The organism is Nocardia sp. NPDC019323 (genome assembly GCF_044389845.1).
GTDB lineage: Bacteria > Actinomycetota > Actinomycetes > Mycobacteriales > Mycobacteriaceae > Nocardia > Nocardia implantans.
Map to the genome: position 1 here is coordinate 1,015,439 of NZ_JBIRYN010000001.1, position 26,453 is coordinate 1,041,891.

General features: G+C 68.8%; 26 protein-coding genes and 1 pseudogene. 10 read left to right on the top strand and 17 right to left on the bottom strand.

Annotated elements, in window-relative coordinates; genetic code table 11:
* Nucleotides 1-2,087: beta strand repeat-containing protein (locus tag ACH49X_RS04845; protein WP_397068868.1), on the top strand; the 2,087-nt coding region annotated here is incomplete at its 5' end.
* Between the two features lie 121 nt (nucleotides 2,088-2,208).
* Nucleotides 2,209-3,213 carry a hypothetical protein gene (locus ACH49X_RS04850; protein WP_357206875.1) on the top strand — a complete coding sequence of 335 codons (1,005 nt, stop codon included), beginning with the start codon at nucleotides 2,209-2,211 and terminating at the stop codon, nucleotides 3,211-3,213.
* Nucleotides 3,214-3,231: 18 nt separating this feature from the next.
* Here ACH49X_RS04850 and ACH49X_RS04855 read toward each other — a convergent pair whose 3' ends face one another.
* From ACH49X_RS04855 to dxr, 5 genes are all read right to left on the bottom strand, one after another.
* Nucleotides 3,232-5,019: a penicillin-binding transpeptidase domain-containing protein gene (locus tag ACH49X_RS04855; RefSeq protein WP_357107629.1), complete on the bottom strand. Its 1,788-nt coding sequence runs from the start codon at nucleotides 5,017-5,019 to the stop codon at nucleotides 3,232-3,234.
* A gap of 74 nt (nucleotides 5,020-5,093) precedes the next feature.
* Nucleotides 5,094-5,957, bottom strand: a complete 864-nt coding sequence (locus tag ACH49X_RS04860) for a GNAT family N-acetyltransferase (RefSeq protein ID WP_195078738.1) — start codon at nucleotides 5,955-5,957, stop codon at nucleotides 5,094-5,096.
* A gap of 67 nt (nucleotides 5,958-6,024) precedes the next feature.
* Nucleotides 6,025-7,182 (bottom strand): flavodoxin-dependent (E)-4-hydroxy-3-methylbut-2-enyl-diphosphate synthase, encoded by a 1,158-nt coding sequence (gene ispG / locus ACH49X_RS04865; protein WP_195078737.1) that lies wholly within the window; start codon nucleotides 7,180-7,182, stop codon nucleotides 6,025-6,027.
* 108 nt (nucleotides 7,183-7,290) lie between these two features.
* The gene (locus ACH49X_RS04870; RefSeq protein ID WP_195078736.1) at nucleotides 7,291-8,490 is read right to left on the bottom strand and encodes an RIP metalloprotease; all 1,200 of its coding nucleotides are present in this window, start codon (nucleotides 8,488-8,490) and stop codon (nucleotides 7,291-7,293) included.
* A 164-nt stretch (nucleotides 8,491-8,654) separates the two neighbouring features.
* Nucleotides 8,655-9,794 (bottom strand): 1-deoxy-D-xylulose-5-phosphate reductoisomerase, encoded by a 1,140-nt coding sequence (gene dxr / locus ACH49X_RS04875; protein ID WP_195078735.1) that lies wholly within the window; start codon nucleotides 9,792-9,794, stop codon nucleotides 8,655-8,657.
* Between the two features lie 144 nt (nucleotides 9,795-9,938).
* On the opposite strand from dxr, the gene ACH49X_RS04880 reads away from it, so the two are divergent.
* Nucleotides 9,939-10,205, top strand: coding sequence for a DUF2631 domain-containing protein (locus ACH49X_RS04880; protein WP_195078734.1), 267 nt, complete (start codon nucleotides 9,939-9,941; stop codon nucleotides 10,203-10,205).
* Between the two features lie 132 nt (nucleotides 10,206-10,337).
* Nucleotides 10,338-10,652 carry a hypothetical protein gene (locus ACH49X_RS04885; RefSeq protein WP_195078733.1) on the top strand — a complete coding sequence of 105 codons (315 nt, stop codon included), beginning with the start codon at nucleotides 10,338-10,340 and terminating at the stop codon, nucleotides 10,650-10,652.
* Between the two features lie 48 nt (nucleotides 10,653-10,700).
* On the opposite strand, the gene ACH49X_RS04890 is transcribed toward ACH49X_RS04885, so the two are convergent.
* The gene (locus ACH49X_RS04890; RefSeq protein ID WP_195078732.1) at nucleotides 10,701-11,621 is read right to left on the bottom strand and encodes a LysR family transcriptional regulator; all 921 of its coding nucleotides are present in this window, start codon (nucleotides 11,619-11,621) and stop codon (nucleotides 10,701-10,703) included.
* A gap of 61 nt (nucleotides 11,622-11,682) precedes the next feature.
* On the opposite strand from ACH49X_RS04890, the gene ACH49X_RS04895 reads away from it, so the two are divergent.
* Nucleotides 11,683-12,096 (top strand): DUF5997 family protein, encoded by a 414-nt coding sequence (locus ACH49X_RS04895; protein WP_357107637.1) that lies wholly within the window; start codon nucleotides 11,683-11,685, stop codon nucleotides 12,094-12,096.
* Nucleotides 12,097-12,159: 63 nt separating this feature from the next.
* Here the strand turns inward: ACH49X_RS04895 and rlmN are convergent, their stop codons facing one another.
* The gene (rlmN, locus tag ACH49X_RS04900) at nucleotides 12,160-13,269 is read right to left on the bottom strand and encodes a 23S rRNA (adenine(2503)-C(2))-methyltransferase RlmN (protein WP_357107640.1); all 1,110 of its coding nucleotides are present in this window, start codon (nucleotides 13,267-13,269) and stop codon (nucleotides 12,160-12,162) included.
* Between the two features lie 124 nt (nucleotides 13,270-13,393).
* Between rlmN and ACH49X_RS04905 the strand changes: the two genes are divergently transcribed.
* Nucleotides 13,394-13,738, top strand: a complete 345-nt coding sequence (locus tag ACH49X_RS04905) for a lipopolysaccharide assembly LapA domain-containing protein (RefSeq protein WP_195078729.1) — start codon at nucleotides 13,394-13,396, stop codon at nucleotides 13,736-13,738.
* Nucleotides 13,739-13,747: 9 nt separating this feature from the next.
* Here ACH49X_RS04905 and ACH49X_RS04910 read toward each other — a convergent pair whose 3' ends face one another.
* From ACH49X_RS04910 to rpsB, 5 genes are all read right to left on the bottom strand, one after another.
* A complete protein-coding gene (locus ACH49X_RS04910; protein WP_397069173.1) occupies nucleotides 13,748-14,662 on the bottom strand; it encodes a phosphatidate cytidylyltransferase in 915 nt (304 codons plus the stop codon).
* Nucleotides 14,663-14,857: 195 nt separating this feature from the next.
* A complete protein-coding gene (gene frr, locus ACH49X_RS04915) occupies nucleotides 14,858-15,415 on the bottom strand; it encodes a ribosome recycling factor (RefSeq protein ID WP_195078728.1) in 558 nt (185 codons plus the stop codon).
* Nucleotides 15,416-15,465: 50 nt separating this feature from the next.
* Nucleotides 15,466-16,194, bottom strand: coding sequence for a UMP kinase (pyrH, locus tag ACH49X_RS04920; protein ID WP_039799499.1), 729 nt, complete (start codon nucleotides 16,192-16,194; stop codon nucleotides 15,466-15,468).
* A gap of 195 nt (nucleotides 16,195-16,389) precedes the next feature.
* Nucleotides 16,390-17,214 carry a translation elongation factor Ts gene (tsf, locus tag ACH49X_RS04925; RefSeq protein ID WP_195078727.1) on the bottom strand — a complete coding sequence of 275 codons (825 nt, stop codon included), beginning with the start codon at nucleotides 17,212-17,214 and terminating at the stop codon, nucleotides 16,390-16,392.
* 171 nt (nucleotides 17,215-17,385) lie between these two features.
* Nucleotides 17,386-18,210, bottom strand: coding sequence for a 30S ribosomal protein S2 (gene rpsB, locus ACH49X_RS04930; protein WP_195078726.1), 825 nt, complete (start codon nucleotides 18,208-18,210; stop codon nucleotides 17,386-17,388).
* 378 nt (nucleotides 18,211-18,588) lie between these two features.
* Between rpsB and ACH49X_RS04935 the strand changes: the two genes are divergently transcribed.
* The 3 genes and pseudogenes from ACH49X_RS04935 to ACH49X_RS04945 all read left to right on the top strand — a co-directional run bounded on the left by ACH49X_RS04935 (nucleotide 18,589) and on the right by ACH49X_RS04945 (nucleotide 20,032).
* Nucleotides 18,589-18,864, top strand: a complete 276-nt coding sequence (locus ACH49X_RS04935; RefSeq protein WP_357107645.1) for a hypothetical protein — start codon at nucleotides 18,589-18,591, stop codon at nucleotides 18,862-18,864.
* Between the two features lie 23 nt (nucleotides 18,865-18,887).
* Nucleotides 18,888-19,406, top strand: a pseudogene (locus tag ACH49X_RS04940) (M23 family metallopeptidase); the annotation flags it as partial.
* A 113-nt stretch (nucleotides 19,407-19,519) separates the two neighbouring features.
* A complete protein-coding gene (locus tag ACH49X_RS04945; protein ID WP_357107648.1) occupies nucleotides 19,520-20,032 on the top strand; it encodes a DUF1990 domain-containing protein in 513 nt (170 codons plus the stop codon).
* Nucleotides 20,033-20,072: 40 nt separating this feature from the next.
* Here the strand turns inward: ACH49X_RS04945 and ACH49X_RS04950 are convergent, their stop codons facing one another.
* The 5 genes from ACH49X_RS04950 to ACH49X_RS04970 form a co-directional block, all read right to left on the bottom strand.
* On the bottom strand, nucleotides 20,073-21,974 hold the full coding sequence (locus ACH49X_RS04950; protein ID WP_195078723.1) for an alkyl/aryl-sulfatase: 1,902 nt from the start codon (nucleotides 21,972-21,974) through the stop codon (nucleotides 20,073-20,075).
* Between the two features lie 47 nt (nucleotides 21,975-22,021).
* Nucleotides 22,022-22,330, bottom strand: a complete 309-nt coding sequence (locus ACH49X_RS04955) for a DUF202 domain-containing protein (RefSeq protein ID WP_195078722.1) — start codon at nucleotides 22,328-22,330, stop codon at nucleotides 22,022-22,024.
* Nucleotides 22,327-22,692: a DUF202 domain-containing protein gene (locus ACH49X_RS04960; protein ID WP_357107840.1), complete on the bottom strand. Its 366-nt coding sequence runs from the start codon at nucleotides 22,690-22,692 to the stop codon at nucleotides 22,327-22,329. The genes ACH49X_RS04955 and ACH49X_RS04960 overlap by 4 nt, the downstream gene beginning before the upstream one ends.
* A 548-nt stretch (nucleotides 22,693-23,240) precedes the next feature.
* Nucleotides 23,241-23,972 carry an acetoacetate decarboxylase family protein gene (locus tag ACH49X_RS04965; RefSeq protein ID WP_195078936.1) on the bottom strand — a complete coding sequence of 244 codons (732 nt, stop codon included), beginning with the start codon at nucleotides 23,970-23,972 and terminating at the stop codon, nucleotides 23,241-23,243.
* A 131-nt stretch (nucleotides 23,973-24,103) separates the two neighbouring features.
* On the bottom strand, nucleotides 24,104-24,865 hold the full coding sequence (locus ACH49X_RS04970; RefSeq protein WP_357107653.1) for a TetR/AcrR family transcriptional regulator: 762 nt from the start codon (nucleotides 24,863-24,865) through the stop codon (nucleotides 24,104-24,106).
* Nucleotides 24,866-24,919: 54 nt separating this feature from the next.
* On the opposite strand from ACH49X_RS04970, the gene ACH49X_RS04975 reads away from it, so the two are divergent.
* On the top strand, nucleotides 24,920-26,383 hold the full coding sequence (locus ACH49X_RS04975; protein WP_357107656.1) for an MFS transporter: 1,464 nt from the start codon (nucleotides 24,920-24,922) through the stop codon (nucleotides 26,381-26,383).
* The last annotated feature ends 70 nt before the right edge of the window (nucleotides 26,384-26,453 follow it).

Sequence of the window (26,453 nt, forward strand, 5' to 3'; positions counted from 1 at the left end):
TCACCGTCAACTCCGACACCCAGATCACGGCCGTCGCACCCGCCGGAACCGGAACCGTGGGAGTCACCGTCACCACCGCTGGCGGAACCAGCAACGCCGCCGCTTACACGTACGTCGCCGTGCCCGCCCTGACCACGGTGGTCCCGAGCGTAGGGCCGGTCACCGGCGGAACCACGGTCGTCATCACCGGCACGGGCCTGACCGGAGCCACCGCGGTGAACTTCGGCGCCACACCGGCCACCTCGTTCACCGTCAACTCCGACACCCAGATCACGGCCGTCGCACCCGCCGGAACCGGAACCGTGGGAGTCACCGTCACCACCGCTGGCGGAACCAGCAACAGCGTCGCCTACACCTACGTCGCGCTGCCCACTGTCACCGCGGTGGTACCGAACGCGGGCGTGGAAGCAGGCGGGACAACAGTGGTCATCACCGGAACAGGACTGACCGGCACCACCGCGGTGAACTTCGGCGCCACACCGGCCACCTCGTTCACCGTCAACTCCGCCACCCAGATCACCGCCGTCGCCCCGGCGGGGACCGGAACCGTGCAACTGACCGTCACCACTCCGGGCGGAACCAGCAACGGCGTCGCCTACACCTACATCCCGGTCCCCGCCGTCACCACGGTGGTGCCGAACGTAGGACCGGTCACCGGCGGCACGATCGTCGTCCTCACCGGGACAGGGCTGTCCACCACCTCCGCGGTGAACTTCGGCGCCACACCGGCCACCTCGTTCATCGTCGACTCCGACACGCAGATCACGGCCGTCGCCCCGGCGGGGACCGGAACTGTTCAGGTCACGGCCGACACGGCGGGTGGAACCAGCAACGGCGTCGCCTACACCTACGTCGCGCTGCCCACCCTCACCGCGGCGGCTCCGACCCTGGGCTCGGTGTCCGGCGGCACGACAGTCGTTCTCACCGGCACCGACCTGACCGGTACGACAGCGGTGAACTTCGGCGCCACACCGGCCACCTCGTTCACCGTCGACTCCCCAACCCAGATCACGGCTGTCGCCCCGGCGGGGACCGGAATCGTCCAGATTACGGCCACCACCCCGGGCGGAACCAGCAACGGCGTCGCCTACACCTACGTCGCGGTTCCCACCCTCACCACGGTGGCTCCGAATATCGGCACGGAAGCGGGCGGGACAACCGTCGTCCTCACCGGCACGGGCCTGACCGGAGTGACCGCGGTCGACTTCGGCGGCACACCGGCGACCTCGTTCACCGTCGACTCCGCGACACAGATCACAGCCGTCGCCCCCGCCGGGACCGGAACCGTCCAAGTCACCGCGACCACCGTGGGCGGGACCAGCAACGGCGTCGCCTACACCTACATTCCGGTGCCCGCCCTCACCGTGGGCGTGCCCAGCGTAGGACCGGCCTCGGGCGGCACAACGGTCGTTCTCACCGGAACGAACCTGACCGGAACGACCGCGGTCGATTTCGGTGGCACACCGGCGACCTCGTTCACCGTGGACTCCGCGACGCAGATCACCGCCGTCGCGCCCGCCGGTACCGGAATAGTGCAGATCACCGCCACCACCCCGGGCGGAACCAGCAACGGCGTCGCCTACACCTACATCGCGGCGCCCAGCCTGACCGCCTTGCTTCCGAACGTAGGCGTGGAAGCGGGCGGCACGATCGTCGTCCTCACCGGGACGGATCTGACCGGCACTACCGCGGTCGATTTCGGTGGCACACAGGCGACCTCGTTCACGATCGACTCACCAACTCAGATCACCGCCGTTGCTCCCGCCGGGACCGGTACGGTGCAAGTCACCGCCACCACCTCCGGCGGAACCAGCAACGGCCTTGCCTACACCTACATCGCGGTACCGACACTCGCGGTCGTGCTTCCGAATGTAGGGCCGGCGGCCGGTGGAACGACGGTCGTCCTCACCGGGACCGACCTGACAGGCACCACGGCCGTCGATTTCGGCGGCACACCGGCAACCTCGTTCACCGTCGACTCCGCAACACAGATCACCGCCGTCACTCCCGCCGGAACGGGAACAGTGCAAGTCACCGCGACCACCTCCGGAGGAACCAGTAATGGTCTCCCATTCACCTACATCTGACGGCTGAAGCGGCTGGGCCGTCGGCAGGCACTTGCCGGCGGCCCAGTTTCGTCGCGGTTGAGCGAATACGACATGAGTCTCCGTCACCGTGGACGGAGGCTGCAGGGGTAAGGGGGTTTCGTTGGCGACCGTACTCAAGATGCTGCTGGCGGAGCGGCATCTCAAAAGTCATCACGATTTTCTGGCCGCGTACGACCGGTGCGCGGCGCGGCTCGATCCGCCCATCCCGCCTGGGCACGGGCCTGCGAAGGCGCAGTACTACCAGTGGCTGTCCGGACGCATGATCGGATTGCCGCGCGACTATCACTGCCGGGTGCTGGAACGAATGTTCCCGGGCTGGACCGTCGAGGGACTGTTTCAAATGGCCAACTCCACACCCGTCGACCGTTCCCAGGAGACGGGTTTCATCGGCGTGGACGCCTCACTGGAGGCATTCCTCGGGGCGGAGGCGACCACCGACGGAACGACGCTGGTCTACCCGGCGTACGAATTGGCGCAGTCGTCGGTGGAAGCGCTTCGAGCGGCCGGGATCAGCCGACAGCGTGTGTTCCAGAAACCGGGCGGCGCGCTCGGCAACCGGTACGCCGACCTGCCGTCGGTCGTGGCGGAGAACGATCTTCGCGGATTGCTGTACGTGCTGTCCTTCCTACAGCGTCACACCAGCATTCCGGTCGACGTTCGCAGCGACCGCGATGTCCGCGCGCACCGCGACCGCCCGTACATCAGCTTCGGACTCATCGGCAACGACTGCCTGCGGCTGTATCTGGACACCGCCCAGCGCCCGCTGTTCACCGTGCGGGAGAGCCCCGCCGACGACGGCTCCCAAGCCGTGCGGCTGCGGCTGGCCGACGGGAGCGGGTACGACTCCGGCGACGACCGCAATATCGGCGTCGTCGCCCGCGTGCGTCCCAGTCCGCAGCGGCATCCCGGCCGCTACTGGATGTACTGCGGCGGTTTGGGTCCACGCGGCACCGCCGGAGCGGGGTGGTACCTCGCCCACTCGTGGGGCGCGTTGCAACAGCGTGCCGGTGATCGGGACTTCGTCGCCGTCATCGGCGTCGACGAGTACTCCGACCACACGGTCAGCTTGGAGCATCTGCTGATCGGGCCGCCCCCCGATGACTGACGACCGAGCCCGCACAGGTCAATACTCGGGTGGCAGCGCCGCCAGCATGTCGCGTGTCACCGCGACGGCGTTGTCGGAGCTGCCACCTTTGACCAGGAGCGTCGCGAAGGCGAGGTCGCCGCGGAAGCCGACGAACCAGGAGTGCGACCCGCCGTCCACTTCGGCTTCGCCGGTCTTGCCGTAGACCTCGCCTTGATCGGCGATCCGCTCGGCCGTGCCGCCGACGACCACCTGGCGCATCATGGTGCGCAGTCCCTCGATGACATCGGGGGCCAGCGCAGGACGATCGCCATCGATCTGGGTGGGCCGCCCGGCGATCAGGTACGGCACGGGCGCCGAGCCGTGCGCGATGGTGGCCGCCATGAGGGCCATGCCGAACGGGCTGACCACCACTTTGCCCTGGCCGATCCCGTCCTCGGTGCGCTGGATCAGGTCGTCCGACGCGGGCACCGAGCCGGAGGTCGTCGGCAGTCCCACCACCGAATAGATGGGCCCGATACCGAGCTTCGCGGCGGCCTCGCGTAACGCCGGACCGGGCAGAGCACTGGCGAGTTTGGCGAACGAGGTGTTGCAGGACCGCTCGTAGGCCGTCGACATCGGCACATTGCCGACGGTGAACAGGTTGTAATTGGGAATGGTCCGCTCGCCGATCACGATTCGGCTCGGGCACGGCAGCACCGTGTCGGGAGTCGCGAGGCCGTTCGACATGGCCGCGGCGGCGGTCACCGTCTTGAACACCGACCCGGGCGGATACTGACCGATCGTGGCGAGGGGGCCGTCCCGATCGGCGGCCTTGTTCTGCGCGACCGCCAGAATCGCGCCGGTGGACGGGCGCAGCACCACCATCATGGTCTGCTCGGTACGCGGCTGCACGGCGCTCTGGGCGGCGTTCTGCACATTGCGGTCGATGCTCAGCGAGAACGACGGCGCCGGCTGCGAGGGCACCTCCATCAGGACATCGGTGTCAGCCCCGTTGGCGTTCAGGGTGACCACGCTCCACCCGGCCTTGCCGTCCACTTCCGCGATCACCGTTTTGCGCACCTGGGTCAGCAGATCGGGCGCGAACTCCCGATCGGTGGCGACCAGATCCCATTGCTGCGTCACCGTGACGCCGGGCAGCCCGATCAGATCGGTGGTCACCTGGGCGGATTCGAGGTCGTTGAGCAGCGCGACCGTATAGGGGCCGTGTGCGGCCTCGGCCGCGTCCAGAATGGACTGCGGCGTCAGCGATTTGTCGAAGCGGTACAGCGCGGCCGACAGCGCGGTGGCCACGCTTTTCGGATCGGCGGCGTCGGCCGCGACGAACGCGACCCTGGACACCTTGCCCGGCACCATGACGTCGCTGCCGGATTGCTCGTTCACCCGCGCCCGCGGCGGTGGATCCGAGCGCAACGCCATGGTCTGGGTGTCGCCGAGTCTGGGATGGATGTCGGAGGAGGTCCAGCGCACCATCCAGCGCCCGTTGCTGCGTCCCATCTGCAGTTGGCCGGAGTACTTCCAGATCCGGTTCTTGGGCAGCCGCCACTCGTAGGTGTAGTCGACGGTCGCCGTGTCACCGGTCACGCGCGCCGCGCCGGTACGGGCGGTGAGCTGTTCGGCCTGCAGCTGATCCCAGGCGGAACGCAGCGCGGCGCTTGCCTTCTCCGGCAGATTCGTGAGGTCGGCGGCGGCGCTCACCCGGTGCTCGGCGAACGCTGTGACGAACGCGTCCGCGACGGGGACCGGCCCCTGCGGCTTGCTCGCGCAACCGGCGGCGACCACCGTGACGGCCGCGACGGCGAGCGAGAGGAGCATCCGAGTCGACATCGGCACCGATGGTAGTAGTGACTCACGGGCAAACGCCTGCGGCACTCCGGGATTCGCCGCGCGGACGGCCACGCTCAGTCGACCAGGACGGTGGCGAAGGTCGCGATCTGCCGGAATCCGACACGGCTGTAGGCGCGGCGAGCTATCGCGTTGTAGTCGTTCACGTACAGGCTCGCGGTGCGGCCCGAGGCGACCACGGCGTTCGCGACCGCCGCGGTGCCCGCGGTGCCGTACCCCCTGCCCCGGTGATCCGGGTGCACCCACACGCCTTGGATTTGGCCGGTGCGCCGGGACACGGAGCCGACCTCCGCTTTGAAGACCACTTCCCCGTCCTCGAAACGAGCCCAGGCACGGCCGGATTCGATCAAGCTCTGGATGCGCCGGCGGTAGCCACGTCCGCCGTCACCCGCGCGCGGATCGACGCCGACCTCCTCGATGAACATGGCGATCGCGGCCGACAGATAGCGGTCGAGTTCGTCCCGACGCACCCGGCGGACCTCCGCGTCCGGCGTAGCCAGCGGCGGCTGGGCCAGCGCCAGCAGCGGCTGTTCCCCGCGTAGCTCGCGCTCCGGACCCCAATGACCGGACAGCATCTCCCACAGCGGCAACGTCAGTTCCCTGCGCCCCACCACCGAGGAACAGACCCGAGGCCAGCGGACAGCGCGGTCTGCGAACGCGCGCAACGCGTCGCGATCCCCCAGCAACGGCACCAGGTTCGCCCCCGAGAAACACAGCGACTCCGCCGGACCGCCCCTGCTCCACAGCTCCCCTTGGCCGCACCGGTTGTCCAGGCCGAACTCCTGTAAGCGGGCCGCCACCATGCACGAGGCCACCGGATCGGCATCCAGCACACGCAGCACCTGGGCAAGATCCCGATTAGCGAGCTGCCGCGCAGGGGCGTATTTGGCCCGACGCGCCGGCTCCAGCAGACTCCGCACGGTGACAGCCTGCCACGAACCGGCGCGATGCGGTATGGCTATGCCGAAAGCGCTGGTAGGCGCGTCCTCAGCGAACGGTGACGACCGGTTCGCCGGTGCCGGCCTCCTCGCCCATCTCCTCGGCGATGCGCATCGCCTCTTCGATGAGCGTCTCGACGATCTGCGCCTCCGGGACGGTCTTGATGACCTCGCCCTTGACGAAGATCTGGCCCTTGCCGTTGCCGGAGGCCACGCCCAGGTCGGCTTCACGCGCCTCGCCGGGCCCGTTCACGACACAACCCATAACGGCCACCCGCAGCGGCACCGCCATGCCCTCCAAGCCCGCGGTCACCTCGTTGGCCAGCGTGTACACGTCGACTTGGGCGCGCCCGCAGGACGGGCACGACACGATCTCCAGCTTGCGCGGACGCAGGTTCAGCGATTGCAGGATCTGCCCGCCGACCTTGACCTCCTCGGCGGGCGGCGCGGACAGCGACACGCGGATCGTGTCGCCGATGCCCTCCGACAGCAGCGCGCCGAACGCCACCGCCGACTTGATCGTGCCCTGGAACGCCGGGCCCGCCTCGGTGACGCCGAGGTGCAGCGGGTAGTCGCACTGCGCGGCCAGCTGACGGTAGGCCTCCACCATGATCACCGGGTCGTTGTGCTTGACCGAGATCTTGATGTCGCCGAACCCGTGTTCCTCGAACAGGCTCGCCTCCCACAGCGCCGACTCCACCAGCGCCTCCGGCGTGGCCTTGCCGTACTTCTCCAGCATCCGCTTGTCCAGCGAACCGGCGTTCACGCCGATGCGGATCGGGATGCCCGCCGCGCCCGCGGCCTTGGCGACCTCCTTGACCCGGCCGTCGAACTCCTTGATGTTGCCGGGGTTGACCCGCACCGCGGCGCATCCGGCGTCGATCGCGGCGAAGATGTAGCGGGGCTGGAAGTGGATGTCGGCGATCACCGGGATCTGGGATTTCGCGGCGATCGTGGCCAGCGCGTCCGCGTCCTCCTGACGCGGGCAGGCCACCCGCACGATGTCGCACCCCGACGCGGTGAGCTCCGCGATCTGCTGCAGGGTGGCGTTCACGTCGTGCGTCTTGGTCGTGGTCATGGACTGCACCGAGATCGGGTGGTCGCTGCCAACCCCGACATTGCCCACCATCAGCTGGCGGGTCTTACGCCGTGGAGCGAGCACTGCCGCGGGGGCGGTCGGCATCCCCAATCCGATTGTGCTGGTCACCTTCGGCTGCCTACTTTCGTCGTGTCCGGCCGGTTCGGTGCCGAGTCTAGCCGTGGTGCGCTAGGCCCACCGTACGTCACCGGTCACACCAACGATCGGCGGCCTCGGTCAGAACAGCTTGATCGGGTTGACGATGTCGGCGGCCAGGGTGAGCAGCATGTAGGCACCGCCGATCACCACCACGACATAGGTCGCGGGCAGCAACTTCAGGTAGTTCACCGGCGCTCCCGGCGCGAGCCCCTTCCAGCCGCGGATGGTGTTGCGGATCTTCTCGTAGATCACCACCGCGATGTGCCCACCGTCGAGGGGCAGCAACGGCAGCAGATTGAAGATGCCGAGGAAGAAGTTCAGGCTGGCCAGCACCAGGATGAAGATGTTCCACAGGCCGCGTTCGGCGGTCTCGCCGCCGATCTTGCTGGCGCCGTACACGCTGACCGGGGTTTCCGGATCACGCTCACCTCCGGTCACCGCGTCCCACAGCGCGGAGACCTTCGCAGGCATCTGGGTCAGCGAGTCGACCGTGCGCAGGAACATGTCGCCGGTGAAACCCGCGGCCGCCGGAACGGCGCCGAGCAGGTCGTATTGCACGGGGTCGTAGCGCTCCGGCGCCACGCCGATGGCGCCGACCACGCGGCCCTCGCCCCCGCCTTCGGGGTAACGCACGACGCGCTCCGGGGTCACCGGAATGGTGAGCGTGCGGCCGTCGCGCTCGATGACGTAGGTGAACGGGCCGGTCTGCTTCTGAGTCTCGGCCTGGAACTGCCGCCAGGTGTCCACCTTGACGCCGTTGACCTCTTTGACGATGTCGCCGCGCTGCAGTCCGGCCCGCTGCGCCGGGCCCGTGCCGGTGCAGGGCTCGCTCGAGCCGTCCGGCTTGCCTTGCGGCACGCAGCTCATGACCCCCAGCGCGGTCGCGGGCGGTTCCTTCAGGTTCGGCAACCCCCAGCCGACGGCGAGCACCACGATCAAGATGAAGCCGAGCACGAAGTTCATCGCGATGCCGCCGGACATCACCACCAGCCGCTTCCAGGTGGCCTGGCGGTACATGGCGCGGTCGAGTTCCTCCGGGCGCAGTTCGTCGAGCGCCGTCATGCCGGCGATGTCGCAGAAACCGCCGAGCGGAAGCGCCTTGAGGCCGTATTCGGTCTCACCGCGGCGGAACGAGAAGATCTTCGGCCCGAAGCCGATGAAATACCGTCGCACCTTCATGCCGGTCGCCTGGGCGGTCCACATGTGCCCACATTCGTGCAGCGCGATCGACACCGTGATGCCCAGTGCGAACAGCACGAACCCCAACGCGAACACCATTTGCTCTACAGCCCTCCTGCGTATGCGCAGCTCGTATATCCCGCCCGCACGCGTCCGCTCCTGGCCGCGAGCACTCTGACCACCCTAATGGGACAAAGTCCGGTCCTGTGTGTTCAGTGTGCCAGGACGCCGTCGCCGCGCGCGTCCGATCCGGCGCCAGGGCGTCACGCGCGCACCCGGGCTGCGGCGAACTCCCGCGCCCAGGCGTCCGCGGCGAGGACTTCGTCGAGCGAATCGGGCTCGGCGCGCCACTGCCCCGCGGCCTCCACCGCGGCGGCCACCGTGCCGACGATCTGCGGGAAACGGATGACGCCGTCCAGGAAAGCCTGCACCGCCACTTCGTTGGCGGCGTTGTAGACGGCGGTGACGCTGCCACCGGCCTCACCGGCGGCGCGCGCCAGCTCCACCGCGGGGAAGACGTCGTTGTCGACCGGTTCGAACGTCCAGGTGGACGCGGTGGCGAAATCGCAGGCCGCGGCGGCGCCCGGCACCCGGTCGGGCCACCCGAGCGCCAGCGCGATGGGCAGCTTCATGTCCGGCGGGCTGGCCTGGGCGAGCGTGGAGCCGTCGGTGAAGGTGACCATCGAGTGCACGATCGATTGCGGGTGCACGGTGACATCGATGCGGTCGTAGGGCACCCCGAACAGCAGGTGCGTCTCGATCAGCTCGAGTCCCTTGTTCACCAGCGACGCCGAGTTGAGGGTGTTCATCAAACCCATCGACCAGGTGGGATGCGCCTTCGCCTCGGCGGGCTCGACCGACTCCAGCATCTCGGCGGTCCAGCCGCGGAACGGGCCGCCGGACGCGGTCAGCACCAGCCGGTCGACCTCGTCTGCGCGGCCGCCGCGCAGGCACTGCGCCAGCGCGGAATGTTCCGAGTCCACCGGGACGATCTGCCCGGGGGCGGCGGCACGGGTGACCAGGGAGCCGCCCGCGACCAGCGACTCCTTGTTGGCCAGGGCCAGGCGCGTACCGGATTGAAGGGTGGCCAGCGTCGGCTCCAGCCCGAGCGAGCCGACCAGGGCGTTGAGCACCACGTCCGCCTCGGTGCGGCGCACCAGCTCGGTCACCGCTCCCGGACCGCCGAGGGGCAGGTCCAGCCGCTGGGCCGCGGCCGGGTCTGCCACGGCCACATTGCGGGTGCCCGTTGCGGCCATCTGGGCGGCGAGCAGCTCGGTGTTGCCGCCGCGCGCGGCGAGTCCGACCACCTCGAAGCGGTCGGGATTGGCGGCGATCACCTCGAGCGCTTGAGTGCCAATGGATCCGGTGCTGCCCAGCAGCAGGACTCTCACGATGTCGGACACGCCTTCATTGTGTCCTACCTTCGAAACACGTTCGACGGGCGCGGGCCGACTTACAACGACGCACCGTCGTATGTCACGATATGCGGCAGCAGCTCATCGAGGGTGTACCGGAATCGCGGTACAAGTAACAGCTAAGGAGCGATCGTGGCCGCCACGGAACTCGAACACGTCGAAACCGAGCGCGTCGTCACTCGCGTCGATCCCGCCGAAGTTCCCTCCGCGGCCTGGGGCTGGAGCGGCGAGTCGCGCCGTACCTTCCGGATCGCGGGCTGGATCGTCGCGCTGATCCTGCTCGCCATGCTGGTCGGCAACCACAAGGGCAAGGTCGAGGACATCTTCCTCGTCGGCTTCGCCGTCCTGATCGCGGGCATCCTGATCCGCGACTCGCTGCTCCAGCGCAAGCCGCGCTAGCCGAGAATCCCTCCCGCACAAGTTCATTCGTCCTGTACCGCGGGCCATGGCCCGGTACCGTGTGCGTCCGAGGTCCGCGTCCCAGCCGGGTCGCGGACCTCGGTTTCTGTTCCCACGACCACTTAGGACGCAATGATCAAGACCTGTTCGGCCGCCCTGCTCGCCGTGAGCGCGTTCGGCTCGCTGCTGCTGTTGCCCGCCGCGCCCGCGCATGCCCAGTCACCGGCCTGCGGCGCGGCCGTCGACGCGATCAACGCCGCCATCGACGAGTCGGGCGGCAATCTGGACCCGACCGTGCAGCAGTCGCTGGCCGCCAAGCTGTCGGCCATCCCGGCAGAGGGCGCGGAGAAGGACGCCATCGCCGCCTATGCCCGCGCCCTGACCGATGACAAGGTCACGAGCATGGACGCCGCGACCGACGAACTGAACCGAGTCTGCAAGGGCTGATCGCCGGGCGGCGCGGACCCGGGCCGGTTCGTGCCGCCGCCGGACCGGCTACCGTCCGCGACGCCGGGCGGGCTTCTTGGCCGGGGCCGGGCGCCCTCCGGTCTTCTTGACGGCAGCCTTCTTCCGCGGCTCGGTCTTCTCGGCTCGGGCCTGGCCGCGGGAGCTGCGCTCGGAGCGGCCACGGACGACCCCGATGAAATCCTCCACCAGATCGGTGGTGCGATCGGCGGGCCAGGCCAGCGCGACCTCGGTGTCGGGGATGTCGAGCATCGGACGGTAGACGAGGTCGCGGCGGTGATGCAGGCGAGCGAGCGAGTGCGGCACGATCGCCGCGCCACCGGCCGCGGCGACCAGTTCCAGTGCGCCGCCGACCGCGTCGACGTCCGAGGTGTCCTGCAGCCGCTCGTCGGCCAGGTCGGCCATGCGCACCTCGTCGAACACCGACAGCGGGTGCTCCTTCTGCACCACCACGACCGGAACCTCCCGGTAGAGCGGGATCGCGCTCATGCCTTCCCGGTCGATCGGGAGCCGGACGAAGCACATGTCCACCCGGCCCGCGCGCAAAGCCGCTTCCTGATCCGCCTGCGCCAGCGCGCTCACCTCGAGTGGGACGTCCGGGAACCGCTCGGCCCAGATCCGGGTCCACTTGGACACCGTGACACCCGGCACGAAACCAACCCGCAGGGGGGCCGGAGCCTCCGGCTCGTCCCGCCGAGCCACCGATTCGGCTCGGGCGATGATCTCGCGCGCCTGCTCCAGCAGCTCCCGCCCCTCATCGGTGAGCTGGGTCGGCTGCGCGCCCGGCACGAACAGCTTTGTGCCGAGCTCGTTCTCCAAGTCGATGACGGTATGGCTGAGCTTCTGCCGCGAGATGTGCAGCGAGTTCGCCGCGCGCGCGAAGTGCAACTCCTGCGCGACCGCGACGAACCAGCGCAGGCGCACCACATCGATCGACTCCAACCGGCTCATTCGTGGAAGCGTATGCCACCGCACAGTCGGGCCCCGCCGCGCCGCCCAGTAAGCTGGCCCGGTGAGCCCGGACCAGAAATCGCAGATGATGAAGCCGTTGACGGCGGCGAACAAGCTCGGCATCTATCTTCCGGCCGCACCCGAGGAGTTCCGCAACGCGCCGATCTCCCGCGCCCAGCTCGACGCGCTGCGCAACGATCCACCCGAATGGCTCACCGAACTGCGCCGCACCGGCCCGTTTCCGCGCGATGTGGTGGCACGCAAACTCGGCGTCTCCAACACCGGCCTGACCCGCGCCGGGGTCTCCGACCACCTCACCGTCGACGAGATCGACGCCTTGCTCGCCGACCCGCCGGAGTGGCTCGTGCGCGAGCGGGAGAACTACGCCGCGGTCCGCGCGGAGAACGAGCGCATCAAGGCGAAGGAAGCCGAACGTCGCGCCGCGACCAACCGTCCGGCGAAGAACCGCGGGTAGGGCGTCCGTCGACCGTCGCCGTCAGCGAGCGACGACAAGCCGGGGTCACGCCGACCAGGTAGCTCAGTTCTCCGCGGCCAACTGTCCGCAGGCGGCGGCGATCTCCTGGCCGCGGGTGTCGCGGACCGTGCAGGGCACGCCCTTGGCATTCACGCGGCGGACGAACTCCTGCTCGACGGGCTTGGGGCTGGCGTCCCACTGGGACCCCGGAGTCGGGTTGAGCGGGATGACGTTGACGTGCACCCGTGAGCCGAGCGCCTTGTGCAGCTTCTCGCCGAGCATGTCCGCGCGCCATGGGTGGTCGTTGATGTCGCGGATCAGCGCGTATTCGACCGAGACTCGGCGGCCGGTCTTGTCGGCGTAGTAGCGGGCCGCGTCGAGCACTTCGGCGACGGGCCAGCGATTGTTGACCGGAACCAGGGTGTCGCGCAGTTCGTCGTCGGGCGTGTGCAGCGACACCGCGAGCGTGACGGACAAGCCCTCGTCGGCCAGTTTGCGGATGGCCGGAGCCAGTCCGACGGTCGAGACCACGACATTTCGCTGGGAGATCCCGAGGCCGTCCGGCGCGGGCGAGGTGATCCGGCGGACCGCGGCGACCACTCGCTTGTAGTTCGCCAGCGGCTCCCCCATGCCCATGAAGACGATGTTGGACAGCCTGCCCGGCCCACCCGCCACTTCCCCGTCCCGCAGCGCGGCGGCCGCGGCCCGCACCTGGTCGACGATCTCCGCGGTGGACAGGTTGCGGTTCAGCCCGCCCTGGCCGGTGGCGCAGAACGGGCACGCCATGCCGCAACCGGCCTGGCTGGAGATGCACAGGGTCGCCCGATCGGGATAGCGCATGAGCACGCTCTCCAGCAGCGTGCCATCGCCGGCGCGCCACAGCGTCTTGCGGGTCTCCCCGTCGTCGCAGGCCACATGCTTGACCACGTCGAGCAGCGGCGGGAACAGCGCTTCGCCGATCTTCTCCCTGACCGCGGCGGGCAGATCCGTCATCTGCGCAGGATCGGCTTGCAGACGCGCGTAGTACTGCCGGGCGATCTGATCGGCGCGGAATTTCGGCAGGCCCAGTTCCGCGACGGCCGCGCGCCTGCCCTCGGCGTCGAGGTCGGCGAGATGACGCGGCGGCATGCCGCGGCGCGGAGCGTCGAAAACCAGGGGCAGGGAGACGGTCATAGTTTCTCCATTCTCCCATCCGGAGCAATCTCCCCCGCACTCGACCACGTGCGGCGGCTCGACACCCCCGGTTCGTCACGAGGAAATACCTGCGGGCGGGATGGCCGTCGGCCATGATCGAGATATGTCCACGCCTCCCGAACACCCGCTGGAACCGGACCCGGATCTGTCCCAGCGTCAGCGCCCGACGCCGCCGGGCGTCCCGCCCGCCGTCCCGGTCAAGAAGTCTCTTGCCTCGCGCACCGGTTACGCCTGGACCGGGCTCGTCGCGGGCGTCTTGATCCTGGTGCTGTTGCTGATCTTCATCGTGCAGAACCTCGAACAGGTCCAGGTGCACTTCTTCTTCTGGGACTTCTCGCTGCCGCTCGGCGTCACCGTGCTGCTGTCGGTGATCGGCGGCGCACTCGTCATGGCCTCGGTGGGCGGTGTGCGCATCCTGCAGCTGCGTCGCGCGGCCAAGAAGGTGTGACGCGCGGGCTCACAGCAGCGTGGACAGCACCAGCCAGGAGACGAACGCCGAGGGGAGCATCGAGTCGAGGCGGTCCATGATGCCACCGTGGCCGGGCAGCAACGTGCCCATGTCCTTGATGCCGAGTTCCCGCTTGATCTGCGATTCGATCAGATCGCCGCAGGTGGCCACCAGCACCAAGCCGACGCCGAGGACGACGCCGATCATCGAGTTGGCATCCAGCAGCAGCGTCACCGTGAGCAGGCCGCCGATCACGCTGAACACCAGCGAGCCGCCGAAGCCCTCCCACGACTTCTTGGGACTGATCGAGGGCACCATCGGATGCTTGCCGAACAGCACGCCGGCCACATAACCGCCGACGTCGGAGCAGACCACCAGGATCATGAAGGTCAGCACCCGCAGGTTGCCGTCCGGTTCGAGCAGCAGCAGCGTGGCGAACGAGGCGAGCAGCGGAATCCAGGCCAGCGTGAACACCGTGATGGCGGTGTCGCGCAGGAAGTTTCGCGGTGCGGTCCGCAAGCCGTGGTCGAACAGTCGCCAGACCATGCAGATCAACGTGGTCGCGGCGAACGCGCCCGCCACCCCGCTGGCGCCGTACGGCCAGCCCAGCCAGAACACCGCCTGGCCGCCTGCGATCAGCGGGACCCGCGGAACGAGCACATCGGCCTCGCGCAGCCGCTTGGCGACCTCCCAGGTGGCCACACCGACCCCGGCCGCCGCGACGCCGATGAACACCTTCGGCACGAACAGCAGGATCGCGATCAGCGAGAGGCCGAGTCCGAAGCCGACGGTCAGCGCGGCGGGCAGATTGCGACCCGCGCGTGAACCGCTCGACGCGGGAGCCGGATTCGCCGCGGCAGGATTCGCGGGGCTGCTTAGCGGTTCATGACCGGAAGCATCAGCATCGTGCGCGTGCTGTCGCATCGCATCGGCTGTCCCGTTCACCGGCGGCTCCTCTGCCGCACCGGTCGCGGCGGCGTTCTCGGCCACGATTGTCCCGTCGCTCAACTCGTCGTTCCGTTCGTCCCCCGCCCGGGTGGGCCTCGGCGCAATCACCGGCGGCACTCGCGGTGACCTGGGCCTCCTCCGGGCCCGGTCCCGCGTGCCGACCGATCCGCGTCAGACCTCGAGCAGTTCGGCTTCCTTGTGCTTGACCAGTTCGTCCACCTGGCCGACATACTTGGCGGTGGTCTTGTCGAGCTCCTTCTCGGCACGCCCGACCTCGTCCTCGCCTGCCTCGCCATCTTTCTGGATGCGGGCCAGTTCGTCCATCGCCTTGCGACGGACGTTGCGGATGGCGACCTTGGCGTCCTCGCCCTTGCCCTTCGCCTGCTTGGCGAGTTCACGGCGGCGCTCCTCGGTCAGCTGCGGCACCGAGATCCGGATGATGTCGCCGTTGTTGGTGGGGTTGACGCCCAGATCCGAGTTGCGGATCGCGGTCTCGATGGGCCCCAGCTGAGCCGCCTCGTAGGGCTTGATCACGACCATGCGCGGCTCCGGCACCGTGATGCTGGACATCTGGGTGATCGGGGTCGGCGAGCCGTAGTAGTCGACCACGACCCGGGAGAACATGCCCGGATTCGCCCGACCGGTACGAATGGTTCCGAGATCGTCCTTCGCCACCGAGACGGCCTTCTCCATCTTCTCCTCGGCGTCGAAGAGCGCTTCTTCAATCACGACCGTTTCCTCCACAGCGTCGTCATGTCATGATCCGCGGTCGGCGGGTATCAGGACCGAACCAGTGTGCCGATCTTCTCACCGGCGACCGCGCGGGCGATATTGCCCTTGGTCAACAAATTGAACACCAGAATCGGCATCTGGTTGTCCATGCACAAGCTGAAGGCGGTCGCGTCCGCGACCTTGAGGTCGCGCTCGATGACCTCTTTGTGGGTGATCTCGGTGTACATGGTCGCGGTCTCGTCGACGCGCGGGTCGGCGGTGAACACTCCGTCGACCGCCTTGGCCATCAACACCACGTCCGCGCCGATCTCCAGTGCGCGCTGCGCGGCGGTGGTGTCGGTGGAGAAGTACGGCATGCCCATGCCAGCTCCGAAGATGACCACGCGGCCCTTCTCCAGGTGCCGCTTGGCGCGCAGCGGGAGGTAGGGCTCGGCGACCTGACCCATGGTGATCGCGGTCTGCACCCGGGTGTCCACGCCTTGCTGCTGCAGGAAGTCTTGCAGCGCAAGGCTGTTCATCACCGTGCCGAGCATGCCCATGTAGTCCGAGCGCGCGCGTTCCATGCCGCGCTCCTCGAGTTCGGCGCCGCGGAAGAAGTTCCCGCCGCCGATCACCACGGCCACCTGGACGCCGGTGGCGACCACCTCGGCGATCTGCTCGGCCACCGTCTGCACGACGTCCGGGTCGAGTCCGACCTTCCCGCCGCCGAACATCTCCCCGCCGAGTTTCAGCAGCACCCGGCGATATCCTGGGCGATCGGTCCCCGGGTCCGTCATGGGTCTCCAGTCTCCTTCGGCGAGGGATTGTCGTTCTTGCGGCGATTCGTTGCGCACGGCAGGCGCCTGTGACGTAGAGCAAGGCAGAGCGGCACCCATCCTGCCTTATTCGGTTGGAGCGGCAGCAGAAGGCCCCCCGTCAACCGGCGTTCGTTCGGTCGGCGGGGGGCCTGCACGCTGGAGGTGCGGCGAAACTCAGTTCGCGCCGACCTCGAAGCGGGCGAAGCGGGTGACGGTGACACCGGCCTCGTCCAGCAGCGCCTTGACGGTCTTCTTGGAATCGGTGACCGACGGCTGCTCGAGCAGCACGACGTCCTTGAAGAAGCCGTTGACCCGGCCTTCGGTGATCTTCGGCAGCGCGGCCTCCGGCTTGCCCTCCTCGCGAGCGGTCTGCTCGGCGATGCGGCGCTCGTTCTCCACGACGTCGGCCGGAACCTCGTCGCGGGTCACGTACTTGGCCTTGAGCGCGGCGACCTGCATGGCGGCGGCGCGGGCGGCCTCGGCCGCTGCGTCGCCCTCACCGGTGTACTCGACCAGCACGCCGACGGCGGGCGGCAGGTCGGAGGCACGCTTGTGCAGGTAGATGGCGACCGGGCCGTCCAGCGAGATGACGCGGCGCAGTTCCAGCTTCTCGCCGATCTTCGCGGCGAGCGCCTGCACGGCCTCGTCGACGGTCTTGCCGCCGAGGTCCAGCGCCTTCAGCGTGTCCAGGTCGCCCGGCTTCGCCGCCGCAGCCGCGGTGACGACCTGCTCGGCCAGCTGCTGGAACTCCGCGTTCTTGGCGACGAAGTCGGTCTCGGAGTTGATCTCGACCATGACGCCGTCCTTGGCGGCGACCAGGCCTTCGGCGGTGGTGCGCTCGGCACGCTTGCCGACGTCCTTGGCGCCCTTGATGCGCAGCAGCTCGACGGCCTTGTCGAAGTCGCCGTCGGTCTCGGCCAGCGCGTTCTTGCAGTCCATCATGCCGGAGCCGGTCAGCTCCCGGAGCCGCTTCACATCGGCAGCGGTGTAGTTCGCCATTCTCGGCGAGCCTCCTTCGGAGAAGTGTGAGTTTTGGCAGCGGCGATCACGATGGCACTCGCCCGTGAACGCCGCCGGAACTGTGCCCGACCGCGGCGTGCACGGGCCCCGCGTGGGTGCGCAGGCTACTGCCTCCGGGACCGTTCGCTCACGCCGCGGTGGTGACGAGTCTCAGGCTTCGGCCGAGGCTTCGGCCGAAGTCTCGGCGGCCTCGGCGCCGGGGGCGGCCTGCGCGAGCAGCTCCTGCTCCCACTCGGCCAGCGGCTCGCCCGCGCCCGCCTCCGGCTTCTCGTCGCCCGAGGAAATACCGGCGCGCGCCTGCACACCCTCGGCCACCGCGGAGGCGACGACCTTGGTCAGCAGGGCGGCGGAACGGATCGCGTCGTCGTTGCCCGGGATCGGGTAGTCGACCAGGTCGGGGTCGCAGTTGGTGTCCAGGATCGCGATGACCGGGATGTTCAGCTTGCGCGCCTCGCCGACGGCGATGTGCTCCTTGTTGGTGTCGACGACCCAGATGGCCGAGGGCACCTTCTGCATGTCGCGGATACCGCCGAGGGTGCGCTCCAGCTTGTTCATCTCACGCGTGAGCATGAGGATTTCCTTCTTGGTGCGACCCTCGAAGCCACCGGTCTGCTCCATGGCCTCGAGCTCCTTGAGGCGCTGCAGACGCTTGTGCACGGTGGAGAAGTTGGTGAGCATGCCGCCCAGCCAGCGCTGGTTGACGTAGGGCATCCCGACGCGAGTCGCCTCGGCCGCGATCGACTCCTGGGCCTGCTTCTTGGTGCCGACGAAGAGGACGGTGCCACCGTGGGCGACGGTCTCCTTGACGAACTCGTAGGCCTTGTCGATGTAGGTCAGCGTCTGCTGCAGGTCGATGATGTAGATGCCGTTGCGGTCGGTGAAGATGAACCGCTTCATCTTCGGGTTCCAGCGCCGGGTCTGGTGTCCGAAGTGCGCGCCGCTGTCGAGCAGCTGCTTCATGGTTACGACAGCCATGGCTCCCGTATCTCTCTTTCGTTGCCGGTTGACGCAGCGAATCGGCGATCCGCTGCCCTGGCGCCACCGAATCGTCGGACCCGACCACGGAGGTGGGGACCAGCCGGCGATTCCCTGTTCCGAACACGCTGCCGCGAACCCAATGATCTCGAGTTCGATTCGAACAGCGCCGCTATGAACAAGCACGGGTGGCGCGCGAAGTCGGTCCATGCACGCACAGACCGCCCGATCAGTTTACGACCTCCGGGCACCAGATCTAAATCGGTCCCGTCGGAGGGCTGCGACCAGGCGGAACGGCGGCTTTTCACAGTCGGGCCGGTTATCCCCAGTCCGCGGATCGAACCATCGGCGAGGCCGCGACCGCGCAAGGGTGGAGTCATGAAACCGATCTCCACTGCCACCACCTTTCTCGTCCCGCTGTTCTTCGTGCTCGGTGTAGCGACCGCGCCGCCGGTCGGGGCCGACACTCCTGCCGCGAAACCCGCGCCCGGGGCGTGTACGGGTTCGGCGTGCCTGCCATCGCTGTCCCACCTGCTGCGGCGCGCGCCGCTCCACTTCCGGCAATCCGGACTCGGCGGGGACGAGCAGCGTGAGACGCCTTCCGCCCCCGGTAGCGACCTGTGCGCACCGCTCGCGCCCCGCTGCGGCGCGTAGTCGGATCCGCCGGCCCGGCACGCATGACCAAGGTCTTACGGCGTGGTCGGCGCCTGTCCTCGGCGCTGGCTCTCGGCATCGCCGCGATCGTCGCGACGATACCGGTCGCGACCGCCCGGCCCGAAGGACGATTCGACTGGCCGCTGCAACCGCGCCCCGCGGTCATGCGGCACTTCGACAAACCGGCGCAGAACTGGCTGCCGGGGCATCGCGGGGTCGATCTGGCCGGTGCCGAGGGCCAAGCCGTGCTCGCGGCGGGGGACGGGATCGTCGTTTTCGCCGCAACGGTGGCCGACAAGCATGTCGTGTCCATCGACCACCCCGGCGGGCTGCGCACGACCTACGAGCCCGTGCTCGCCGAAGTCCCCGAGGGCAGACGGGTCGGACGAGGCGCCCGGATCGGCACGCTGGAGGCCGGGCACCCAGGATGCGTGGCGGCATGTCTGCACTGGGGAGCCCGCGTCGAGCTTGGTAGCCGCAACCGCGAGTATCTGGATCCGCTCGGGCTGCTTCGCCTCGGTCCCCTGCGGCTCAAACCGGTGCGTCCCGCTTCCGGCGCCGGACGATCGGCTGCGCGTCGGTCGGTGACCTCGTCTCCCGGCGTGTCGGCGGTGAAGGGTGGCCAGACCGCGGGGCCCGGGGTGAAGATCAGGTCATGGCGGATGGGCTGGAGCCGTTCACGTACTCCGAACTCGGCGCGACCCGGGGTGTGCCTCCGGAGGGCTATCACGGGCTCAGGCTGCGGCGACGCATCGGGCGGGGGCGCGCGCTGTTCGAGCGGGCAGGCGCGGAGATCCTGGCCTACGGCGTGCAGAAGGGCACGGGAATCTTCCGATCCGCGGATACACCGACGGCCGAGCCCGGCACCGCGATCACCGTGCGGCTCGGTCTCGGTCCGTTCGGGATCATCGCGCCGTGCCGCGTGGTGTACGTCCTCGACGAACCCGACCGGCGGGGCTTCGCCTACGGGACCCTGCCGGGCCACCCGGCCTCCGGCGAGGAACTGTTCGCCGTCGAGTACGACGCCGCCGACGACACGGTGTACGGGCTGATCGTGGCCTTCTCCCGCCCCGCCACCTGGTACACCCGGCTCGGCGGGCCCGTGGTGCGGCTGATCCAGCGCTTCGTCGCGGGCCGCTACCTCGCGACGTTGCCGACCTCCGATTGAAGACGGACGGCACACACCAGGCGAGATGAGCGCAAGCCGGCTACGGCGTGACGATCGCGAAGTCGGGGTCGGGGGCGTCGAAGATGTCGGCCAGTTCGGCGAGCTTGGTGACGTCTCCTTCGATGACGATGTCGCCCGCCGCCGCGGCGACGCCGAAGTCTTCGCCGGCCAGCAACACCCGGATCAGGGTGGCCTTGCTCAGCGTGAAGGTGGCGTCGGCTTCCGGCAGGGCCATGCCAGGGGCGACGTCGAAGTGGGTGAGGCGGCCGTTGCGCAACTCGAGCCGGTGGGTGCGGTCCTGGTCGGTGAGGATCCAGTCGGTCACCAGCCGGAGGTTCCACGCCTTCGGGCCGTCGACGCGCAGCGCCAAGGCGTCGAAGATCTGGTCGGCGGACAGCGCCGCCACCATGGTCGGCGAATCGCTCTTGGTCGGCGTGCCGAACGAGCCGTAGCGCAACTCGTAGGCTCCGCTGAGATAGAAGTTGCGCCAGGTGGCGTTCTCCGCGCCGTAGCCGAGTTGCTCGAACGTGCTGGCCTGCAGGTGTTTCGCGGCATCGTTGTCCGGATCGGCGAAGATCACGTAGTTGAGCACCTGCGCCACCCAGCGGTAGTCCCCGGCGTCGTAGGAGGCCCGCGCTTTGCGCAGTATCTCCTGCGCGCCGCCCATGAACTCGACATGGCGCCGGGCGGATTCGACCGGCGGATGCTCCCACAGATGCGCGGGGTTGCCGTCGAACCACCCCATGTAGCGCTGGTAGACGGCCTTCACGTTGTGGCTGACCGAACCGTAGTAGCCACGCGCGTGCCAGGCTTCCTCGATGGCGGGCGGCAGCGTGACCATTTCGGCGATCTCGGCGCCCACGTGGCCCTGGTTCAGCAGGCGGACGGTCTGGTCGTGCAGGTACCCGTACAGATCCCGTTGCAGCGAAAGGAATTCCACCAGGCGGTCGGTGCCCCAGGTCGGCCAGTGGTGCGAGGCGAAGACGACGTCGGAGTCACGGGCGAACAGGTTGATCGCCTCGGTCAGGTATTTCGCCCAGACGTTCGCGTCGCGCACCAGCGCGCCGCGCAACGTGAGCACATTGTGCTGGGTGTGGGTCGCGTTCTCCGCCATGCACAGCGCGCGGCGATCGGGGAAGTGGAAATTCATCTCCGCGGGCGCCTCGGTGCCGGGCGTGAGCTGGAAAACCATCCGGATGCCGTCGATGGTCTTCTCCTCGCCGGTGGCGGTGATGTCGACGGTCGGCGGGATCAACGTGACCGTGCCGACCGACGTGGTCTGCCCCAGTCCGGAGCCCACCGCGCCCAGCGGCCCGCGCGGCAGCACGGCACCGTACATGTATCCCGCCCGGCGGGCCATCGCCGTGCCCGCGTAGATGTTCTCCGCCACCGCGTGTTCCAGGAAGCCCGCGGGCGCCAGCACCGGACAGCGCCCCGCCTCCACCGCCTCCGCGGTGGTGACGCCGCACGCCCCGCCGAAATGGTCGGCATGGGAATGGGTGTAGATCAGCCCGGTCACGGGGCGGTCGCCACGATGCGCGCGATAGAGCGCGAGACCGGCCGCCGCGGTCTCCACCGAGATCAGCGGATCGATCACCAGCACCCCGGTATCACCCTCGACCAGCGTCATATTCGAGATGTCGAAACCGCGGATCTGGTAGATGCCCTCACAGACCTCGTAGAGCCCCTGTCGCACCGCGAGCCCGGATTGCCGCCACAGGCTCGGATGGACCGAGACCGGGCAGGGCTCGCGCAGGAACGAGTACGAGTCGTTGTCCCACACGACGGTGCCGTCTTCGGAGGTGATCACCCCGGGATCGAGCGCGGCGATGAAACCGCGATCGGCGTCGGCCGGATCGGTCGTGTCGCCGAACGGCAGTGCGGCGGCCGCACGTTCGTGCTCCGCGACGATGAAACCGCTCGGCTCGCTCGCTGTGCACATTGTCGTCCTCCTGTCGTCTCGGCCAACCTTGCTCGGCCGCCACCCGGTCAGGGCAGCGGTTCGAGGAAACCGGCCGCCGCCGCGGCCAGTGCGACCGCGACCACCGCGGCGGCGGTCGCGGCGACGACGCGGCCGCCGTGGGCGTAGCGGCCCCGGCGAAGACCGCGGTTGCGCAGGTAGCAGGCTCCCGTCAGCGCCGCCATCGCGATCGCACCGCCGATGGGCGCGATCGCCGCCGCCCGCCATCCGCTGCCGAGCGCCTGATGGATGAACAGGGTGCCGACGACCATCGCCGACACGGCGGTGCGCCGCCACGCCAGTGCGGTGCGTTCGGCGGCCAGATGTGGCGCGCTCACCGCAGCAGCACCGCCACCGCCGCCAGCACCGAGACGATCGCGATGCCCGCCGACAGGATCGGCACCAGGACCGTCTCCGGCAGCGCGTCGCCGCGGCGCATGGCCACGCCGATGCGCCGCCAATGCCCGTAGGCGCCGATCGCGGTTACCGCCGCCAAGGCCAGGCAACTGAGCGCGATCGCGCGCCGCAATCCCGCGATCCGGAACGACTGGACCAGGGTGTGCACCGCGACGCCACCGGCCAGCAGTCCCAGCGAGGTCCGCATCCAAGCCAGGAAGGTGCGCTCGTTGGCCAGCGTGAAGCGGTAGTCGAGTTCCTCGTCGTCCTCTTCCGGCTCGGCGCCTGGGTTCGGCAGCGTCACGCCGACTCGGTTCGGGTCGAACGACAGCGGGTGTCCGGAAACCAACGCCTCGCGCGGCCTGCCCGCTCGGGTGGCAGGCATGCCGTCGCGCCAGGCGGTGTTCCGATGCGCGGGTGGACGCCGGACTGCACGGTGGTCACGACGCACCACGCTAGTGGGGATCGGGGAAGCTCGCGGCCCATCATCACCGGCGACGGGAACGCCGCTGATCTCGCTGCGCGCGCGGGAAACGCTGTCCAGGTGAGCATGCCGGCTAGCGGATGGTCCGGACGGCGGGCCGAACACTCGAACTCTCCTGAACAACCCAGCAACCGAAGGGAAGGGGCGTATGACGGAGGGCGAATCGCTCCCCGAAGGTGCTCGACATCGCCCGACATCCACAGCTCACCAGCCTCTTCAGCAGCACAGGTCCGATCGGCGACGACCACGGGCCCACTCCATGACGTAGAGCGTTGGCTAACGATCCGCTACGTCAGGCTAACCGCCGCCGCGCCGGACCGTCCACCTGCCAGGCCCGCCCGTGACCGGGAGGTTATGCGGCAGGGACGTCAGATCGCGATCGCGTCTTCGAACGTCATCGCCAACCGCGCGACGGACGAGCACATCAGCGCCCGCCGCGGCAGCCCGAGCGACCGGAGTTCCGCGGCGATGGCATGGTCGCCCAGTGTCAGTTCCGCCCCGCCGAAACGCGCTCGCATGCCGGAGGGCCGCATCTCCCAGCGCGTACAGCGGGTGACACCGTCGATGTGCGAGTAGGCGTCGAACGAGGATGCGGTGGCGCGGCGGTTCGGGGTCGTGAACCCGGGCCGCACCGTGAGATCCGCGATCAGCCGGCCGTTCTGGTGCAGCGCGCCGCTGCGCGCCGGGCCGTCGTGATCGACCGCGAATTCGGCGAGCTCCTTCGGGAAGCCCCAGATGCCGCGCCCTGCGGCCAAGGTGAAGTCGCCGTCCACCGGCAGCTTGTGGATCAGAACGCCGGCCCGCCCGGTCGTCAGCGCCCGCAGATCACCGATTCCGGATGCCGCTCCCGCGGTGTGGTGGCGCACCATGAACGAGACGCCGAACTCGTTGTAGGGGCCCAGATCGCCGTCGACGTAGTCCACGAAGACCAGGGTGCACATCGCCCGTCCGCCCGGAAGCCGCAGAATCCGCAGGCCGGAATAGTCGATGAGGCGCTGCGCCGGCTCGGCGGGCACCAGGTAGGTGGCCATGAACGCGTGCGCCAGCCGGATGCGAACCGGCATGCGCACCTCTCGGCCGAGAACGGTATGGGTGCTCACGTAGACGCCTTTCCGCGCGTCGGCGCCGCGTTGCCCGCGGTATCCTTCCGCCGCATCTTCGGTATGGAACACGTTCCAATTTATCGACCCGATACGGTTCTGTAGTCGTTTCCGTCCAACAAGAACCTGTTTCAAGATCGACCGGCGTCACCGGCGGGAGATCCCGCCGCCCGCGACTGCCGGCCGGGTCCGGACACGTTGCGCAAGCGGGCTTCCAGCCCATCGAGAACGCAGAGCAGACCGAAGTCGAAGGCCATCGCCCGCGCGGCCTCACTATCGGTCGGCACGGTCGCCCGGTAGTCGGCGAGCATCTCGGGATAGTCGCCGGCCACATCCTCCATCACGCGCAGCACGCCGTCGGCGTCGATCTCCATACCCTTGGACACTTTGTCCCAGGCGATCTCGGGAATCACCTGACCGAGCACGAAACACATCACCGTCCCGCTGGCCAGATAGATGTCCACGCCATGGAACCCCGCCTGGACGAACGCACGGCGCAGCCGATCGCTCAAACGCAGCGAGTTCGGGCCGATGCTGGGCAGCTGCCCCACCAGCGACGCCATCCAAGGATGTTCTCTGATGGACGCGCGCAGGCTGTAGGCGAAGGTGTTCAGCAGTTCCCGCCAGGACGCCTGCTCCGGCTCAGGCGTCCGGACCAGACCCCAGAACTCGTCGAGCACCAATTCGAGCAGCTCGTCCTTGTTGGAGACGTGCCAGTAGAGACTGGTCGCCCCCGCACCCAGTTTCGCGCCGAGCTTGCGCATGCTCAGCGATTCCAGCCCCTCGGCGTCGAGGATCTCCACGGCCGCCGCGACGATCTGCTCGCGGCGCAGCCCAGGCGACTTGGGCTGGCGGGTCTGCTTGGTCCATACCGACGCGAACTGCTTGGTCACAACACGATCTTATAATCGCTCGCACACTGTTCGAGATTCTCGTACGCTGTGCGAGTGGAATCGAACATTGTGCGAGACCCCCGTCGCTGGTGGGTCCTGGGGGTCCTCTGTCTGTCCTTGCTGGTGCTGATGCTCGACAGCACCGTGCTGAATCTCGCCATTCCCTCGCTGATCCGGGAGCTGGGCGCGACACCGTCGGATGTCCAGTGGATCCTGGACGCCTACGTGCTGGTCTTCGCCGGGCTGCTGCTCACCGCGGGCAGCCTGTCCGACCGGTTCGGAAGGCGACGAGCGCTGATCACCGGGCTCGCCGTCTTCGGGGTGGCCTCGCTGGCCGCCGTGCTGGCGACCGAACCGTGGCAGGTCGTCGCCGCCCGCGTCGCGATGGGCGTCGGCGGGTCGCTGTTGATGCCCTCGACGCTGTCGATCCTGATGACCACCTTCGCCGAGGACGAACGTCGCACGGCGATGGCGGCGTGGTCGACGGTCTCCATGGTCGGCATCGTGGCCGGACCCACCCTCGGCGGCTTCCTGCTCCAGCACTACTGGTGGGGTTCGGTGTTCCTGCTCAACATCCCGGTGGCGGGGCTCGCGATCGTCGCGGCCGTCGTGCTGATGCCGGAGACCACCGGTGAGCAGCGGCCGATCGACCTCGTCGGCGTCGTGCTGTCCGTCGTGGCGCTGAGCGCGACGGTCTACGTGATCATCGAACGGGAGTGGAACCTCGGCGTGCTCGCGCTGGCCGCCGTCACGGCGACCGCCTTCGTCATATGGGAGAGCCGATCGGCGCATCCGATGCTGCCGTTGGCCGTGTTCCGCAGCCGCGATTTCACCGGCACCTGCCTCACCCTGCTGCTGATGGTCTTCGGCATGGGTGCGGTCATGCTGATGCTCACCCAGTACCTGCAGTTCGTGCTCGGCTACGGCCCGATGAAGGCCGGGCTGGCATTGCTGCCGTACGCCGTGGCCGCCGCGGTGTGCAACGGCCTCGGCGCGACGCTCGGCAAGACCCTGAGCAACAAGACGCTCGTCGTGTCCGGCCTGCTCGTCATGGGCGTGGCCTTCGGCATCCTCGCGATGGGCAGCGGCTATCTGTGGGTACTGGTCAGCATGCTGGTGATGGGTGTCGGCGGCGGCCTGGCGGGTCCGGCGGCCTATGCCGCCATCATGGGCGCGATTCCGCTGGAGCACGCGGGCGTCGGCTCGGCGATGAACGACACGATCCAGCAAGTCGGCATGGCGATCAGCATCGCGGTGCTCGGTAGCGTGCTGGCCGGTGTGTTCACTTCGAACATGCCCGCCGACGCGCCGGACGCGGCGCGGGAATCCATCGGCGCCGCCTTCCAACTCGGCTACATCGAGCCCGCCAAGGACGCCTTCACCACCGCCATGTCCACCGGCGCGTGGATCAGCGCCGGATTCAGCATCGCCGCCGCCGTGCTCGGTGCGGTCCTGCTGCGCGCCCGGCGTCCGCAGCCCGCCGGAGAGCCGGAGCCGGCCCCGGTAGCGCACGGCTGATCGTTGCGGCGGGGCCGTGCCGACCGGGAGTCCTCCTCGGTCCGGCGCGGTCTCGCCAGAACTCGAAAGC

Bases quoted from the DNA above. Each gene is read 5' to 3' on its own strand.
- ACH49X_RS04945 (WP_357107648.1), top strand. From the start codon at position 19,520: ATGGCGGATGGGCTGGAGCCGTTCACGTACTCCGAACTCGGCGCGACC.
- ACH49X_RS04890 (WP_195078732.1), bottom strand. From the start codon at position 11,621: ATGAGCCGGTTGGAGTCGATCGATGTGGTGCGCCTGCGCTGGTTCGTC.
- tsf (WP_195078727.1), bottom strand. From the start codon at position 17,214: ATGGCGAACTACACCGCTGCCGATGTGAAGCGGCTCCGGGAGCTGACC.
- pyrH (WP_039799499.1), bottom strand. From the start codon at position 16,194: ATGACGGACCCGGGGACCGATCGCCCAGGATATCGCCGGGTGCTGCTG.
- rlmN (WP_357107640.1), bottom strand. From the start codon at position 13,269: ATGACCGTCTCCCTGCCCCTGGTTTTCGACGCTCCGCGCCGCGGCATG.
- ACH49X_RS04950 (WP_195078723.1), bottom strand. From the start codon at position 21,974: ATGTGCACAGCGAGCGAGCCGAGCGGTTTCATCGTCGCGGAGCACGAA.
- ACH49X_RS04935 (WP_357107645.1), top strand. From the start codon at position 18,589: ATGAAACCGATCTCCACTGCCACCACCTTTCTCGTCCCGCTGTTCTTC.
- ACH49X_RS04855 (WP_357107629.1), bottom strand. From the start codon at position 5,019: ATGTCGACTCGGATGCTCCTCTCGCTCGCCGTCGCGGCCGTCACGGTG.
- ACH49X_RS04905 (WP_195078729.1), top strand. From the start codon at position 13,394: ATGTCCACGCCTCCCGAACACCCGCTGGAACCGGACCCGGATCTGTCC.
- ACH49X_RS04885 (WP_195078733.1), top strand. From the start codon at position 10,338: ATGATCAAGACCTGTTCGGCCGCCCTGCTCGCCGTGAGCGCGTTCGGC.
- ACH49X_RS04910 (WP_397069173.1), bottom strand. From the start codon at position 14,662: ATGCGACAGCACGCGCACGATGCTGATGCTTCCGGTCATGAACCGCTA.
- ACH49X_RS04870 (WP_195078736.1), bottom strand. From the start codon at position 8,490: ATGGTGTTCGCGTTGGGGTTCGTGCTGTTCGCACTGGGCATCACGGTG.
- rpsB (WP_195078726.1), bottom strand. From the start codon at position 18,210: ATGGCTGTCGTAACCATGAAGCAGCTGCTCGACAGCGGCGCGCACTTC.